The organism is Bradyrhizobium sp. SSBR45G (assembly GCF_030159255.1).
Lineage (GTDB): Bacteria > Pseudomonadota > Alphaproteobacteria > Rhizobiales > Xanthobacteraceae > Bradyrhizobium.
Genome location: NZ_BSCT01000008.1, coordinates 136,575 through 150,864 on the forward strand (window position 1 = coordinate 136,575; position 14,290 = coordinate 150,864).

Sequence of the window (14,290 nt, forward strand, 5' to 3'; positions counted from 1 at the left end):
CCCTATTCGCTACTCGCCATTCGCTATTCGCCCTCCTCACTTTTCCGTCTCCACGAGGCCCTTCACGAACAGACGCTGCATGAAGACGACGACGGCGACCGGCGGCAGCATCGCCAGCACGGCGGTGGCCATCGCAAGCTGCCACTCGGCGAGCTCGTCGGTCGTCGTCAGCATCTTCTTGATGCCGATCACGATGGTCTGCATGGAATCCTTCGTCGTGATCAGCAGCGGCCAGAGATACTGGTTCCAGCCGTAGATGAACTGGATCACGAACAGCGCGGCCACGGTGGTCATCGACAGCGGCAGCAGCGTGTCCCAGAAGAACCGCAGCGGTCCGGCGCCGTCGATGCGCGAGGCCTCCAGCAGCTCGTCGGGGACAGTCATGAAGAACTGGCGGAACAGCAGCGTGCCGGTCGCGGAGGCGATCAGCGGCAGGATCAGGCCGGCATAGGTATCCAGCATGCGCAGATCGGCGACGATCTTGTAGGTCGGATAGATGCGAACCTCGACCGGCAGCATCAGGGTGATGAAGATGATCCAGAACGCGGTCTTGCGGAACGGAAAGCGGAAATACACGATCGCGAAGGCCGACAGGATCGAGATGAAGATCTTGCCGACCGCGATCCCGATCGCGGTCACGAAAGAGTTGAGCAGCAGCACGCCGACCGGCTCGTTCATGAAGCGCGAGCCGCCCACGAAGACCGCGCGGTAGTAGTTCTCCAGCATTCGTCCGCCGGGAACGAGCGGCAGGTTGCCGCTGACCACGGTTGCGGCGTCATAGGTGGAGGCCACGAAGGCGACATAGACCGGGAAGGCGAAGATCAGGATGCCGAGCGACAGCACGGCGTAGGCGACGAGATCCCGCAGCGGGCGATGCTCGACCATCAGTACTGCACCTTGCGCTCGACATAGCGGAACTGGATCGCGGTCAGCGCGATCACGATCACCATCAGCACCACCGACTGCGCGGCCGAGCCGCCGAGATCGCCGCCGAGCCGGCCGTCGGCAAACACCTTGTAGACCATCGTGGTGGTCGAGCCGGCCGGGCCGCCCGACGTCACGGCGTCGATGATGCCGAAGGTCTCGAAGAACACGTAGACGATGTTGACGACCAGCAGGAAGAAGGTGGTCGGCGACAGCAGCGGGAAGATGATGGTCCAGAACCGCCGCAGCGGACCGGCACCGTCGATCGCGCCGGCCTCGATGACGCTCTTCGGGATCGCCTGCAGTCCGGCGAGGAAGAACAGGAAGTTGTAGGCGACCTGCTTCCAGACCGCGGCCATCACCACGAGGATCATCGCGTGGGTGCCGTTCAACATCGGATTCCAGTCGAAGCCCATCGCGCGCAGCGGGCGCGCCAGCGTGCCCAGGGTCGGATGGAAGATGAAGAACCACAGCACGCCGGCGATCGCGGGCGCGACCGCATAGGGCCAGATCATGAGGGTCTTGTAGACCGAGCCGCCCTTGAGGTTCTTGTCGGCCTGGGTCGCGAACAGCAGGGCCACGCCGAGCGACAGCACCGTCACCAGCGACGAGAACACCACGGTGATGCCGATGGCAGTGTAATATTCCGGCTGGGCGAACAGGGCCTGATAGTTCTCGAGGCCGACGAATTCCGAATTGAGGCCGAAGGCGTCCTCGCGAAGGAAGGACTGCCAGATCGCCTGGCTGGCCGGCCAGTAGAAGAAGATCAGCGTGATCGCGAGCTGCGGCGCCAGCAGCAGGTAAGGCAACAGCTTGCCGTTGAAGACGACCGACTTTTCCATGGATGCGCCGCGGGAGGGACTGAGGCGAGGCTTCCCCTCCGGCTGGAGGGGAAGCTTCAGGCTGGACCTTACTTGGCCGTTTTCTCGAAGGTGCGCAACATCGCATTGCCGCGGGCGACGGCCGAATCGAGCGCCTCCTTGGGCGTCTTCTTCCCGGCCAGCGCCGCCTCGATCTCCTCGGACCAGACGTCGCGCATCTGCACCATGTTGCCGAAGCGCAGGCCGCGCGAGTTCTCGGTCGGCTCCTTGTTGGTCAACTCCTTCAGCGGCGTCTGCAGGGTCGGATTCTTGTCGTAGAAGCCATCCGCCTTGGTCTTCTCATAGGCCGCCTTGGTGATCGGCAGATAGCCGGATTCCTGGTGCAGCTTGGCCTGGCGGTTCGTATCCGACAGGAACGTGAAGAACCTGGCGACGCCCTTGTATTCGTCGGCCGTCTTGCCGCCCATCACCCACAGCGAGGCGCCGCCGATGATCGAGTTCTGCGGGGCGCCCTGCGCGTCTGGGTAATAGGGCATCGGCGCCGAGGTGAAATCGAACTTCGCGGTGCTCTTGGCGGTAGCGTAGTAGCCCGACGAGGTCAGGAAGATCGCGCATTCGCCCGAGCCGAAGCGGCTCTCGCTGCGATTGTCGCGGCCGGAATAGTCGTAGGTCTTGTCCTTCTGCAGCTCGACGAGGTTCTGCAGGTGCTTGACGTGCAGCGGGGTGTTGAACTCCAGCACGGTGTCGAAGCCGTCGAGGCCATTGGCCTTGGTGCCGATCGGCACGTTGTGCCAGGCGGAGAACTGCTCGATATTGGCCCAGGACGCCCACGCATTGGAGAAGCCGCAGGTCTCGTGCCCGGCCGCCTTCAGCTTCTTCGCCGCGTCGAACACTTCGGGCCAGGTCTTCGGAATCTCGGCGACGCCGGCCTTCTTCAGTTCGTCCTTGTTGATCCACATCACCATCGACGACGAGTTGAAGGGGAACGACAGCATGTCGCCCTTCGACGTCGAGTAGTAGCCGGTGATCGCCGGGAGATAGGCCTTCGGATCGAACGGCTCGCCGGCGTCCTTCATCAGCTCATAGACCGGCTTGATCGCGCCCTTGGCGCTCATCATGGTCGCGGTGCCGACCTCGAACACCTGCAAGATGTGCGGCGCGGTGCCCGCGCGGAACGCGGCGATGCCGGCGTTCAGCGTATCGGGATAGCCGCCCTTGAAGGTCGGGACGACCTTGTAGTCGCTCTGCGACGCGTTGAATTCCTCGGCGAGCTTGTTGACGATGTCGTTGTTGCCGCCGGTCATGGCGTGCCACCACTGAATCTCAGTCACAGCGTGTGCAGGCGAGACAGCAAAACCAAAGATCGCCGTCATGGCAGCGGCGGCAGCGAATTGTCGAAGTGACATCAAAAAAGTCCTCCCAGGAACGTCATCGTCGTTGCGGCCGTTAACAGCGCCAGATGACAGTTATGTGAATGTATAGACGGCTGACCCAGCATGGGAAAGCATTGACGCGTGCGGCGATCAAACGCGGTGAATCAGGCAAGAGAGATCGCTGCGCTGCGAAGGTGCAGCGCGGCGATCGCATAAGGTGTGAGGTGATCAGCGCTTGCGTTCGGCGCAGACGGTTCCTTGCGCGAACAGCGTATCGATCTCGCCGTCCGAGTAGCCGAACTCCGCGAGAACGTCGCGCGCGTGCTGGCTGAACTTGGGCGGCGTCGCGCGCAGGCTCGGCTTGGTGCGGTCGAGCCGGATCGGTGACGCCACCCCCTTGTACCAGTCCTTCTCGATGACATCGCCGCGGTGGATCGTGTGCGGATTGGTCAGCGCCTGATCGATCTTCTGCACCGGTCCCGCAGGCAATCCGGCGGCGAGCAGCCGGTCGCACAGCGGTTCGGCCTCGAACTGGCTGAATACGGCGGCGAGCTCCGCGCGCAGCGCTTCGCGATTGGCGACGCGATCCTTGTTGCGCGCGAAGCGCGGATCGGTGCCGAGCTCCGGGCGGCCGATCTCCTTGGCGAGCTTGCGGAAGGTGCCGTCATTGCCGACGCCAATGAAGATGTCGTCGGTCCTGGTCGGAAAGATCGCGTAGGGAACCAGGTTCGGGTGCTCGTTGCCGGTCAGCGACGGCGGCTTGCCGTGCATGAAGTAGTTGGCGGTGTGCGGATGCATGATCGCAAGGCCGGTCTCGTACAGCGTGACCTCGAGGAACTGGCCGATGCCGGAGCGCTGCCGCTCCGACAGCGCCATCAGGATGCCGATCGCGGCATACAATCCCGTGGTGATGTCGACCAGCGGCACGCCGATCCGCATCGGGCCGCTCTCGGGCGAGCCGGTCGCCGCGATCATGCCGGTCATCGCCTGGATGATCGCATCATAGCCGGGGTTGCCGCCGCGCGGCCCATCGGCGCCGAAGCCGCAAATGCGGCAGTGCACGAGCTTCGGGAATTTCTCGCGAAGGATGTCGCCGCCGATGCCCCACTTCTCCAAAGTGCCGGGCTTGAAGTTCTCGATCAGCACGTCGGCCGTCTCGAGCATTTTCAGCAGCACGACGCGGCCGCCCTCGGAGGCGAGATCGAGGCCGATCGAGCGCTTGTTGCGGTTGATCCCGACGAAATAGGCGGCGTCCTCGTCGTGGAACGGGGGGCCCCAGTCGCGCACCTCGTCGCCGGCCGGCGGCTCGACCTTGATCACGTCGGCGCCGTGATCGGCGAGGATCTGCGTGCAATAGGGGCCGCCGAGCACGCGCGTCAGATCGATCACGCGCAGCCCGGCCATGGCGCCGGGAGCAAAGGGAGGTGTCATTGGATGCCGCGAGGTTGGTTCAACTCGCGGTCATTAAACACTGCGCCAGCGCCGGCGCAAACGCGGGCTGCCATGCGGCGGGACCACGGAGGGTATCCTGCCGCATGGCGGAATTCGGACTCAGACCACCGTCAGCTTGACGTCGACATTGCCGCGGGTGGCGTTGGAATATGGGCAGACCTCATGGGCCTTGGCGACCAGCGCCTCGGCGTCGGCCTTGGCGAGGCCCGGCAGCGACACCGCGAGCTCGACGGTGATGCCGAAGCCGCCTTCGGAACGCGGGCCGATGCCGACCGTTGACGTCACCGAGGCATCGGCGGGGACCTTGGGTCCGCCCTGCGAGCCGACGAACTTCATCGCGCCGATGAAGCAGGCGGCGTAGCCGGCCGCGAACAGCTGCTCCGGATTGTTGCCCGCACCGCCACCGCCGCCGAGCTCCTTCGGGGTCGAGAGCTTGACGCTCAGCGTCCCGTCGAGGGTCGCGGCTTCGCCGTCGCGGCCGCCGGTGGCCTTGGCGCTGGTCTTGTAGAGCACGTTCACGGACATGGGGTTTCTCCCGTTTGGATGGACGAATTCAGCGAGGCGATATTGCACACAATTTGATTGTGCACAATATGATTGTTCGGTAGAAAATTCGTGATCGTCATGCCGCCCGCATTGTCGACGGCGGAACCGCGGGACAAAGATGCCGGTCAGGATCGATCTGTGGTGACCTTGATGCGAAAGAAGTCCGCGGCGGACGCGCCGCTCCAACTCGGCAACCAGCTGTGCTTTGCGGTCTATTCGACCGCGCATGCCTTCAACCGGGTCTACAAGCCGCTGCTCGACCGCCTGGGACTGACCTATCCGCAATATCTGGTCATGCTGGTGCTGTGGGAGCGCGACGGCCTGCCGGTGAAGGAGATCGGCGAGCGTCTGTTCCTGGATTCCGGCACGCTGACGCCGCTGCTGAAGCGGATGGAAACAGCGCATCTGATCAGGCGGACGCGATCGGCCGAGGACGAGCGCCGGGTGCTCGTGACCCTGACCGCCCAGGGCGCCAGCCTGCGCGACAAGGCCAGGGCGATCGTGCCGCCCGCGATCCTCGATGCGACGGGCTGCTCGCTCGCGGAGCTCGCCGATCTGCACGGCAGGCTGGTGCGGCTGCGGGAGCAGCTGAATGCGGCGGCGGAGGGGTGAGGCAGTGGTGCTTCAGGGCGGAGCGAGCAGTCGCTTCTTCGAGAAAGCGCGTCCTGAATGTGATTTCAAATAGGCCTCGAACGCCAACGCCCGCTGCTTGTCGGGGAAGGCGCAATACCAGACCAATGTCCAAGGCATGAATTTGGAGGTGTGGGCCGAGCGGCCGCCGTTGTGGTCCTTGAGGCGCTGCCGGATGTCGGCGGTCGCGCCGACGTATTCCTGATCGGGAAAGGTCACGCTACGGAGGATGTAGACGTACCACATGCGAAGGTGCTCGCCGGGCTAGTAGAAACTCCCGAGCATTCTGCCGCGGAAACGTGCCTTCGTCAGCGGTCCTCAACGGAGCGATTGCCCGGGCTGCGACTCAAGCTATGGCGCGCGATCGCGATATAGCTCAGCAGCGCGTGGGGCCCGACGACCGGAATGTGTGAGGACTTTTCAGCCCGGCTTCGCCAAGTGGCTACGCCGGGCACCACGCTTCGCCCTTTGGGCTCCGTCGTGGCTGCGCCACGCATAGCCCGAAGGGCGAAGCGTGGTGGAGCCAGGCGGGATCGAACCGCCGACCTCTTGCATGCCATGCAAGCGCTCTCCCAGCTGAGCTATGGCCCCGAACCGAACCGGCGGTCTGGGTGACCGCCGGGGAGCACCGTGAACCACAGTTCGCGGATGATCTCAAGTACCTTCAGAGATTATTCTTCGTCGCCGCCGACATCGCCGATGATGTCGGTGACATCCTCGTCGCCTTCTTCCTCGTCGGCGATGAAGGTGGAGTCGTCGTCCTCGTCGTCGTCGAGGGTCTCGTCGATCTCGATGTCATCCTCGGTCTCGGGAACGACGGCCTTGACCTTGCCGGAGTTCTCCTCGGCATCGGCCTCCTCGAGCGGCACCAGCTCCTCGGCCTCCGCGGGCTCGACCACGTCGGCAGCCGCGGCAGCACGCGCAGCCTCGCCGCGCATGGCGCGGGAGGGCGCGACCGGCGCAATCGGCACGACCTCGCCGGTGTAGGGCGAAATCACCGGGTTCTTGTTGAGGTCGTAGAACTTTTTGCCCGTGGTCGGGCAAATGCGTTTGGTTCCGAGCTCGGATTTGGCCACGTGCAGGCGTCCTGGCAATGTCTGAAAAGCGGTGTCTCACTTGGCTAGTTGCCGCGCCGCTGTCAATAGCGCTGTCAACGGGAAAATCACCGCTCGTGACGGCAGGCAGGGGCTGTGATACCTGCCGCCTCCAGAACACGAGGACCTCGCCGTGAGCACGTCAACAGCCCCGACTCCACTCGAATCGAGCGCCTCAGGGCCCCTTTCGGGCACGATTCGCGTGCCCGGCGACAAGTCGATCTCGCACCGGGCCCTGATCCTTGGCGCGCTGTCGGTCGGTGAAACCCGGATTTCCGGCCTGCTCGAGGGCGAGGACGTCCTCAACACCGCCAAATCGATGCGTGCGCTGGGCGCGAAAGTGGAGCGGACCGGGGCGTTTGCCTGGATCGTGAAAGGGGTCGGCGTCGGCGGCTTCGCCCAGCCGAGTGAAACCCTCGATTTCGGCAACTCCGGCACCGGCTGCCGGCTGGTGATGGGTGCCGTGGCCGGCTGTCCGATCAGCGCCGTGTTCGAGGGCGATGCCTCGCTGCGCAGCCGTCCGATGCGCCGGATCCTCGATCCGCTGGCGCTGATGGGCGCCAAGGTGACCGCCAGCGCCGAGGGCGGCAAGCTGCCCTTGACCCTGCAGGGCGCCAGCAACCCGGTGCCGATCGAGTACCGCACGCCGGTCGCCTCCGCCCAGATCAAGTCGGCGGTGCTGCTCGCGGGGCTTGCCGCGCCCGGCGTCACCACCGTGATCGAGCAGGAGGCCAGCCGCGACCATACCGAGCTGATGCTGAAGCATTTCGGCGCCGCGATCGTGACCACGCCGGAGGGCACCCATGGCCGCCGTATCGCGCTGACCGGCCAGCCGGAGCTGGCCGGCGCGCCGGTGATCGTGCCGGCAGATCCGTCGTCGGCCGCCTTCCCGCTGGTCGCCGCCCTGATCGTCGACGGCTCGGATCTGGTGCTGTCCGACGTCATGACCAATCCGCTGCGCACCGGCCTGTTCACGACCTTGCGCGAGATGGGCGCCTCGATCGAAGAGGACGACGTCCGCGGCGACGCCGGCGAGCCGATGGCCCGCCTGCGCGTGCGCGCCTCGAAGCTGCGCGGCGTGGTGGTGCCACCCGAGCGGGCTCCGTCGATGATCGACGAGTATCTCGTCTTGGCCGTGGCCGCCGCCTATGCGGAGGGAACGACGGTCATGCGCGGCCTGCATGAGCTCAGGGTCAAGGAATCCGACCGGCTGGAGGCCACCGCGGCGATGCTGCGCGTCAATGGCGTCAAGGTCGAGATCTCCGGCGACGATCTGATCGTCGAAGGCCGCGGCCATGTGCCGGGCGGCGGACTGGTCGCGACCCACATGGACCACCGCATCGCGATGTCGGCGCTGGTGATGGGGCTGGCCTCCGACAAGCCGGTCACCGTCGACGACACCGCCTTCATCGCCACCAGCTTCCCCGACTTCATCCCGTTGATGCGGGGCGCGGGCGCGGATTTCGCTTAAGGTACGCCATGGCCACCGCCTTCGACCGTGAAGCGCTGCTTGCCGCGTTTGACACGATCGGCCGGGCCGCGGCGCAAGCCGGGGCCAAGCTACACATTGCGGTCTATGGTGGGTCGGCACTGATGCTAGCGAGCAACTTCCGTCTTGCGACCGAGGACGTCGACGTCTCGGAGCTTCCAAAGCCGTTGCCCGAATGGCTGGCGAAGACATTGGGCGACATCGGCCGGGAGAACGGCTGGTCGGACGACTGGTTCAATGATGGGGTTGTCTTCCACTTGAGCCCGCTGGCCGATCAGGCCGCGGATCATCTCGAATTCGGGACGTTTCCCCGTGACGGATCTCCGCCCGGACTGGTGGTCTCGGTGCCCTCCGCCGAATATATGCTCGCCTTGAAACTGAAAGCGGCAAGGATCCTCGATCCGGCGCGTGGCGAGTCAGAACGGCTCGACATCCTCAATCTGATGAAGGTCGTCGGCGTTTCCGGCGCGGATGACGCGATCGCGCTGCTGCGAAGATACTTTCCGGCTAGTGGGGCCTCCGCTGAGAAGCAACGCTTTTTGCTGAAGCACATGAGCCCCGAGGGAGCGGTTGATGCGCCCAAATACCCTGGCTGAGGCAGTCGCCCGAATTGGACGCGGCGAGCCCCAGGACGTCATGCTTGCCGAGTTCGTCGATGCGTTCGACCTCGCTCCGTCGGATGCCGCGCGGTTCGCCGCAATCGAGCGCGAACCCGCTCTGACCGGTGACGCCAAACTAGATGCCCTCGTTGGGGCCATCGCCGAGTATCTTGCGAAGCAACGTCGGCTCGGGCGCGTCCCCCCTTGGACGGGTGGACCGGCGCGGCGCCTGCCGGAGCCCTGGTTTACGACCAGTTCGCCGTCACCCGCGCTGCGGGAGTACTTGACCTTCGCCAGCCCGGGAGAGTTCTCCTCCCGCAACATCTTTACCGATGAGCGGCCGCTGCGGCGGCCGCACGGGATTTCAGGACAAGGATTGGGATGATCATCGCCATCGACGGCCCGGCCGCCTCCGGCAAAGGCACCATGGCCAAGCGCCTCGCGGCGCATTATGGACTTAGGCATTTAGATACCGGCGTGATCTACCGCGCCGTTGCTCATGCCCTGCTGACTGCCGGCATCGACCTCACGGACGAGGCGAGGGCGGCTGACGTCGCCATGACGCTGGATCCCTCGACCTTCGACAATCCTGCGCTCAGGTCGCACGATGTCGGTTCCGCCGCCTCCGTCGTGTCGGCGCTGCCCCGAGTGCGCGAGGCGCTGGTGGCATTCCAGCGTCAGTTCGCCAGCCAGCCGCCCGGCGCCGTGCTCGACGGCCGCGACATTGGAACCGTGATCTGCCCGGAGGCCGACGTGAAGATCTATGTCGTCGCCGACCCCAGGATCCGGGCGCAGCGCCGCACCCTGGAGGCGCAGGCGCGGGGGGAGCCGGCCGACGAGGCGGCCATTCTGGCCGACATCCTGGCACGCGACGCGCGCGACCAGAACCGCGCGATCGCCCCTTTGAAACAAGCCTCGGATGCTATCTTGCTTGATAACTCCCATTTGGATATAGAAAGCGGCGTCCGGGCCGCCATCGATATCGTCGAGGCCGTTCGAGCGGGCCGCCAGCGGGTTTGATTTCCGCCGGCGTCATTGGAGGAACTGCCCGCTCCCGCCCAAGACCGTCGATAGCTCGATTGCGGTTCAATCGAGTCCGATCATCCGGACGCACTTCATACGTATCGCATGTGCAGGCATTGCCGGCCCGCGTCGTTTGCGCTTTCGCGCATCGCGCGGACGTCTGGGGATTTGTGGACCTCCAGGCACTGTGCATTCGATGCGCCGATCAACCCAAAGCTGGCGAGAATGTCCGCATCTGGAGAACCAATGGCTTCGAGTATCTCTGCTAATTCCTACAATCCCAGCCGCGATGATTTCGCCGCGATGCTGGACGAGTCCTTCACGAAGGGCAACCTTCAGGAAAGCTCCGTCGTTAAGGGCAAGGTCGTTGCGATCGAGAAGGACATGGCCGTCATCGACGTCGGCCTGAAGACCGAAGGCCGCGTGGCGCTGCGTGAATTTTCCGGTCCCGGCCGCGACAGCGAGCTGAAGGTCGGCGACGAGGTCGAAGTGTTCCTCGACCGCATCGAGAACGCGCTCGGCGAAGCCGTGCTGTCGCGCGACAAGGCCCGTCGCGAAGAGAGCTGGGGCAAGCTCGAGAAGGCGTTCCAGAACAACGAAAAGGTCAACGGCGTCATCTTCAACCAGGTCAAGGGCGGCTTCACCGTCGACCTGGATGGCGCAGTCGCCTTCCTGCCGCGCTCGCAGGTTGACATCCGTCCGATCCGCGACGTCGCGCCGCTGATGAACAACTCGCAGCCGTTCCAGATTCTCAAGATGGACCGTCGCCGCGGCAACATCGTCGTGTCGCGGCGCACCGTGCTGGAAGAGACCCGCGCCGAGCAGCGCCAGGAGCTGGTGCAGAACCTCGAAGAGGGTCAGGTCATCGACGGTGTCGTCAAGAACATCACCGATTACGGTGCGTTCGTCGACCTCGGCGGCATCGACGGCCTGCTGCACGTCACCGACATTGCCTGGCGGCGTGTCAACCATCCGACCGAGGTGCTCTCGATCGGTCAGACCGTCAAGGTCAAGATCATCAAGATCAACCACGAGACGCACCGCATCTCGCTGGGCATGAAGCAGCTGCTCGACGATCCGTGGCAGGGCATCGAGGCGAAGTATCCGCTGCAGGCCCGCTTCCACGGTCGCGTCACCAACATCACCGACTACGGCGCGTTCGTCGAGCTCGAGCCGGGCATCGAAGGCCTGATCCACGTCTCCGAGATGTCGTGGACCAAGAAGAACATGCACCCCGGCAAGATCGTGTCGACCTCGCAGGAGGTCGAAGTGCAGGTGCTCGAGGTCGACAGCGTCAAGCGCCGCATCTCGCTCGGCCTCAAGCAGACCATGCGCAATCCGTGGGAGGTCTTCGTCGAGAAGCATCCGACCGGTTCGGTGGTCGAGGGCGAGGTCAAGAACAAGACCGAGTTCGGCCTGTTCCTGGGTCTCGAAGGCGACGTCGACGGCATGGTCCATCTGTCGGATCTCGACTGGAAGCAGCCGGGCGAGCAGGTCATCGACAACTACAAGAAGGGCGACATGGTCAAGGCCGTGGTGCTCGACGTCGACGTGGAGAAGGAGCGCATCTCGCTCGGCATCAAGCAGCTCGAAGGCGATCCCTTCGCCGAGCCGGGCGATGTCAAGAAGGGCGCGGTCGTCACCTGCGAAGTGCTCGACGTCAAGGACGGCGGCATCGACGTCAAGATCGTCGGCACCGACTTCTCCACCTTCATCAAGCGCTCCGAGCTGGCGCGCGATCGCAACGATCAGCGCTCCGAGCGGTTCGCCGTCGGTGAGAAGGTCGATGCCCGCGTGATCCAGTTCGACAAGAAGGCCCGCAAGGTCCAGGTGTCGATCAAGGCGCTGGAAGTCGCGGAAGAGAAGGAAGCCATCGCGCAGTACGGCTCGTCCGATTCGGGCGCGACGCTGGGCGACATTCTTGGCACCGCGCTCAAGAACCGCGACTCGAAGTAAGCCTTCGCAATCGCGCGACGAGATCAAAGCCCCGGCGCTCAGCGCCGGGGCTTTTTTTCCACCGGGGCATTTCGACCCGGCCTGCGCCCTGGCTTATGAGGATACGGAGCTGTCACGGCGAACGAATCTGGAGCTTAGTTACTCCGTCATGCCCGGGCTCGTCCCGGGCATCCACGTCGTTCTCAGCGCGCCGAACGACGTGGATGGCCGGGGCAAGGCCCGGCCATGACGACGTGGAGAGAGACGAGAGTAAAACTTCGATCGTCAAATGCGATGACCCTGCGGCCCGAGTCGGGCCCATCCTATTCGCGGCTTCATGGCGAGCCTTGCTTTCTTCAAATTGCGCCGCGATTGATGTAATCAGATAACGAGATATTCAGGCTGCGCAGGCAAAACGCGCCGAGGTTTTCAGGAGCTGTCCATGTCGCTTGATTCCGATGTGATCGTCGATCGCCGCAGGCTGCGCCGCAAGCTGACGTTCTGGCGGGTCGTGGCGGTGCTGATCGCGATCGGCGCGTTATCCGCGATCGGTGTGGCGATGTCGCCGCGCGGCCGCACCGCGCTGTCGACCTCCGGCTCGATCGCCCGCGTCAACATCGAGGGCCTGATCCGCAGCGATCAGGAGCGCGTCGAGGCGCTGGAGCGGCTGGAGAACTCCTCTGCCGAGGCCGTCATCGTCCATATCAATTCGCCCGGCGGCACCACCGCCGGCTCCGAGCAGCTCTATGACGCGCTGGTGCGTCTGAAAGCCAAGAAGCCGCTCGTCGTCGTGGTCGAAGGGCTGGCCGCGTCCGGCGGCTATATCGGCGCGATCGCCGCCGATCACATCGTCGCCCAGCAGAGCTCGCTGGTCGGCTCGATCGGCGTGCTGTTCCAGTATCCCAATGTCAGCGAGCTGTTGAAGACGATTGGTGTCAAGGTCGAGGAGGTGAAATCCTCGCCGCTGAAGGCCGCGCCCAACGGCTTCGAGCCGACCAGCCCGGAGGCGCGCGCGGCGCTCGATGACCTCGTGAAGGACTCCTATGCCTGGTTCCGCGGTCTCGTGAAGAACCGCCGCAGCATGGACGACGCGCAGTTGGAGAAGGTCGCCGACGGCCGGGTGTTCACCGGCCGCCAGGCGGTCGAGCTGAAGCTGATCGACGAGCTCGGCGACGAAAAGACCGCGGTCGCCTGGCTCGTGGCCAACAAGAACGTCAAGAAGGACCTGCCGGTGCGCGACTACAAGCTGGTGCCGCAGTTTGGTGACCTCACCTTCCTGCGCACGGCGACCTCGGTGGCGCTCGACGCGGTCGGTCTGTCCGGGATCGCCCGCCAGATCGAGCGCACCGGCGTCGTCCAGGCGGTCGACCGGATCGGGCTGGATGGCATGCTGGCCCTGTGGCAGCCCGCATCGGGGACTTGAAGCTCGTCCAGACCATCCTCCTGACGATCTTCCCGCAAAGCGTGTGCTCCGGCGCGGCCCGATCGCGGGTCGCGCAAGGCGATTCACGGGCGCGATGAATGATTTAGCGTCTTGACAGTCCTGCATATTTTCACGGAAATGGGACTGTCTCCCCGGGTACATTTTCTCGATGATCAAATCCGAGCTTGTTCAGCGTATCGCCGAGCACAACCCGCATCTCTACCAGCGGGATGTCGAGAACATCGTCAATGCGATCCTCGATGAGATCGTGGCCGCGCTCGCGCGTGGCGATCGCGTCGAGCTACGTGGCTTCGGAGCGTTTTCGGTCAAGCATCGGCCTGCCCGTGCCGGCCGCAACCCTCGGACCGGCGCTCATGTCCCCGTGGACCAGAAAAGCGTGCCGTTCTTCAAGACGGGCAAGGAAATGCGCGAGCGGCTGAACCGGGACCATCCCGGCGGCGCCGACGCCGACAACGACGTTGATGACACGGACGAGTGACGCGTCGCGCGCCGGACGGGCTGGCGGCTGATTTCAAGGCGAATCCGGTCAGACTGATACGAGCGAACGCATGCGAAAATTCCTGACGATCGTGATCGTGCTACCGCTGCTGGTGCTGTTCGTGATCTTTGCGGTCGCTAACCGGCATTTCGTTACCGTATCATTTGATCCGTTCAATGCCACCGACCCGGCCGTCGCGGTGACGACGCCGCTGTTCGCCTTGATCATCGCGGTGGCGATCCTCGGCGTGATCGCGGGTGGTTGCGCCACCTGGATCGGCCAGCGCCACTGGCGCCGCGCGGCGCGCCGCCATCTGGCCGATGCCGACGCGGCACGGGCGCAAGTGGCCCAGCTGACCGCCGCGGCGCGCGCCAACCAGGGCTCGTCACAATCCCTGGTTCCAGTCGCGCCGGCCCGGCTTTTCGCCCCTTATGGGCGAGACAAGCAGGGCGCCGCGTTGTAGAAGGCGGCCGAGGCTGAGC

16 protein-coding genes and 1 tRNA gene are annotated in these 14,290 nt (G+C 64.7%); 9 read left to right on the forward strand and 8 right to left on the reverse strand.

The annotated features are described in order from the left end of the window. Window positions 1-36 precede the first annotated feature (36 nt). From ugpE to QQL87_RS13095, 5 genes are all read right to left on the reverse strand, one after another. Entirely contained in the window at window positions 37-885 is an 849-nt protein-coding gene (gene ugpE / locus QQL87_RS13075; protein WP_284418558.1) for a sn-glycerol-3-phosphate ABC transporter permease UgpE, read from the reverse strand. Beyond that, window positions 885-1,766, reverse strand: coding sequence for a sn-glycerol-3-phosphate ABC transporter permease UgpA (ugpA, locus tag QQL87_RS13080; protein WP_284418559.1), 882 nt, complete (start codon window positions 1,764-1,766; stop codon window positions 885-887). The genes ugpE and ugpA overlap by 1 nt, the downstream gene beginning before the upstream one ends. 68 nt (window positions 1,767-1,834) lie before the next feature. Continuing rightward, window positions 1,835-3,151 (reverse strand): sn-glycerol-3-phosphate ABC transporter substrate-binding protein UgpB, encoded by a 1,317-nt coding sequence (gene ugpB, locus QQL87_RS13085; RefSeq protein ID WP_284418561.1) that lies wholly within the window; start codon window positions 3,149-3,151, stop codon window positions 1,835-1,837. Window positions 3,152-3,346: 195 nt separating this feature from the next. Then, window positions 3,347-4,549, reverse strand: coding sequence for a CaiB/BaiF CoA transferase family protein (locus QQL87_RS13090; RefSeq protein WP_284418562.1), 1,203 nt, complete (start codon window positions 4,547-4,549; stop codon window positions 3,347-3,349). A gap of 120 nt (window positions 4,550-4,669) precedes the next feature. Next, on the reverse strand, window positions 4,670-5,095 hold the full coding sequence (locus tag QQL87_RS13095) for an organic hydroperoxide resistance protein (protein WP_284418563.1): 426 nt from the start codon (window positions 5,093-5,095) through the stop codon (window positions 4,670-4,672). Between the two features lie 171 nt (window positions 5,096-5,266). Here QQL87_RS13095 and QQL87_RS13100 point away from each other — a divergent pair, with 171 nt between their 5' ends. Further along, window positions 5,267-5,728 (forward strand): MarR family winged helix-turn-helix transcriptional regulator, encoded by a 462-nt coding sequence (locus tag QQL87_RS13100; protein ID WP_284418564.1) that lies wholly within the window; start codon window positions 5,267-5,269, stop codon window positions 5,726-5,728. Window positions 5,729-5,740: 12 nt separating this feature from the next. Here QQL87_RS13100 and QQL87_RS13105 read toward each other — a convergent pair whose 3' ends face one another. From QQL87_RS13105 to QQL87_RS13115, 3 genes are all read right to left on the reverse strand, one after another. Beyond that, the gene (locus QQL87_RS13105) at window positions 5,741-5,992 is read right to left on the reverse strand and encodes a GIY-YIG nuclease family protein (protein WP_284418565.1); all 252 of its coding nucleotides are present in this window, start codon (window positions 5,990-5,992) and stop codon (window positions 5,741-5,743) included. A 269-nt stretch (window positions 5,993-6,261) separates the two neighbouring features. After that, window positions 6,262-6,337, reverse strand: a tRNA-Ala gene (locus QQL87_RS13110). A gap of 80 nt (window positions 6,338-6,417) precedes the next feature. Then, window positions 6,418-6,822: a TIGR02300 family protein gene (locus QQL87_RS13115; protein ID WP_284418566.1), complete on the reverse strand. Its 405-nt coding sequence runs from the start codon at window positions 6,820-6,822 to the stop codon at window positions 6,418-6,420. A gap of 151 nt (window positions 6,823-6,973) precedes the next feature. Here QQL87_RS13115 and aroA point away from each other — a divergent pair, with 151 nt between their 5' ends. The 8 genes from aroA to QQL87_RS13155 all read left to right on the forward strand — a co-directional run bounded on the left by aroA (window position 6,974) and on the right by QQL87_RS13155 (window position 14,271). After that, on the forward strand, window positions 6,974-8,311 hold the full coding sequence (gene aroA, locus QQL87_RS13120; RefSeq protein WP_284418567.1) for a 3-phosphoshikimate 1-carboxyvinyltransferase: 1,338 nt from the start codon (window positions 6,974-6,976) through the stop codon (window positions 8,309-8,311). A gap of 8 nt (window positions 8,312-8,319) precedes the next feature. Continuing rightward, window positions 8,320-8,925, forward strand: a complete 606-nt coding sequence (locus QQL87_RS13125; protein ID WP_284418568.1) for a hypothetical protein — start codon at window positions 8,320-8,322, stop codon at window positions 8,923-8,925. Window positions 8,926-8,965: 40 nt separating this feature from the next. Next, on the forward strand, window positions 8,966-9,313 hold the full coding sequence (locus QQL87_RS13130) for a hypothetical protein (RefSeq protein WP_284418569.1): 348 nt from the start codon (window positions 8,966-8,968) through the stop codon (window positions 9,311-9,313). Then, window positions 9,310-9,948, forward strand: coding sequence for a (d)CMP kinase (gene cmk / locus QQL87_RS13135; protein ID WP_284418570.1), 639 nt, complete (start codon window positions 9,310-9,312; stop codon window positions 9,946-9,948). The genes QQL87_RS13130 and cmk overlap by 4 nt, the downstream gene beginning before the upstream one ends. Before the next feature lie 249 nt (window positions 9,949-10,197). Beyond that, window positions 10,198-11,907 carry a 30S ribosomal protein S1 gene (gene rpsA / locus QQL87_RS13140; RefSeq protein WP_284418571.1) on the forward strand — a complete coding sequence of 570 codons (1,710 nt, stop codon included), beginning with the start codon at window positions 10,198-10,200 and terminating at the stop codon, window positions 11,905-11,907. A gap of 421 nt (window positions 11,908-12,328) precedes the next feature. Then, the gene (gene sppA, locus QQL87_RS13145; RefSeq protein ID WP_284418572.1) at window positions 12,329-13,309 is read left to right on the forward strand and encodes a signal peptide peptidase SppA; all 981 of its coding nucleotides are present in this window, start codon (window positions 12,329-12,331) and stop codon (window positions 13,307-13,309) included. Window positions 13,310-13,478: 169 nt separating this feature from the next. After that, the gene (locus QQL87_RS13150) at window positions 13,479-13,808 is read left to right on the forward strand and encodes an integration host factor subunit beta (protein ID WP_284418573.1); all 330 of its coding nucleotides are present in this window, start codon (window positions 13,479-13,481) and stop codon (window positions 13,806-13,808) included. A gap of 70 nt (window positions 13,809-13,878) precedes the next feature. Next, entirely contained in the window at window positions 13,879-14,271 is a 393-nt protein-coding gene (locus QQL87_RS13155; protein ID WP_284418574.1) for a LapA family protein, read from the forward strand. Window positions 14,272-14,290 lie beyond the last annotated feature (19 nt).

Excerpts from the sequence above, each read along its gene's own strand:
- ugpE (WP_284418558.1), bottom strand. The coding sequence starts at position 885 with ATGGTCGAGCATCGCCCGCTGCGGGATCTCGTCGCCTACGCCGTGCTG.
- ugpA (WP_284418559.1), bottom strand. The coding sequence starts at position 1,766 with ATGGAAAAGTCGGTCGTCTTCAACGGCAAGCTGTTGCCTTACCTGCTG.
- ugpB (WP_284418561.1), bottom strand. The coding sequence starts at position 3,151 with ATGTCACTTCGACAATTCGCTGCCGCCGCTGCCATGACGGCGATCTTT.
- QQL87_RS13090 (WP_284418562.1), bottom strand. The coding sequence starts at position 4,549 with ATGACACCTCCCTTTGCTCCCGGCGCCATGGCCGGGCTGCGCGTGATC.
- QQL87_RS13095 (WP_284418563.1), bottom strand. The coding sequence starts at position 5,095 with ATGTCCGTGAACGTGCTCTACAAGACCAGCGCCAAGGCCACCGGCGGC.
- QQL87_RS13100 (WP_284418564.1), top strand. The coding sequence starts at position 5,267 with ATGCGAAAGAAGTCCGCGGCGGACGCGCCGCTCCAACTCGGCAACCAG.
- QQL87_RS13105 (WP_284418565.1), bottom strand. The coding sequence starts at position 5,992 with ATGTGGTACGTCTACATCCTCCGTAGCGTGACCTTTCCCGATCAGGAA.
- QQL87_RS13125 (WP_284418568.1), top strand. The coding sequence starts at position 8,320 with ATGGCCACCGCCTTCGACCGTGAAGCGCTGCTTGCCGCGTTTGACACG.
- QQL87_RS13130 (WP_284418569.1), top strand. The coding sequence starts at position 8,966 with ATGCTTGCCGAGTTCGTCGATGCGTTCGACCTCGCTCCGTCGGATGCC.
- cmk (WP_284418570.1), top strand. The coding sequence starts at position 9,310 with ATGATCATCGCCATCGACGGCCCGGCCGCCTCCGGCAAAGGCACCATG.
- rpsA (WP_284418571.1), top strand. The coding sequence starts at position 10,198 with ATGGCTTCGAGTATCTCTGCTAATTCCTACAATCCCAGCCGCGATGAT.
- sppA (WP_284418572.1), top strand. The coding sequence starts at position 12,329 with ATGTCGCTTGATTCCGATGTGATCGTCGATCGCCGCAGGCTGCGCCGC.
- QQL87_RS13150 (WP_284418573.1), top strand. The coding sequence starts at position 13,479 with ATGATCAAATCCGAGCTTGTTCAGCGTATCGCCGAGCACAACCCGCAT.
- QQL87_RS13155 (WP_284418574.1), top strand. The coding sequence starts at position 13,879 with ATGCGAAAATTCCTGACGATCGTGATCGTGCTACCGCTGCTGGTGCTG.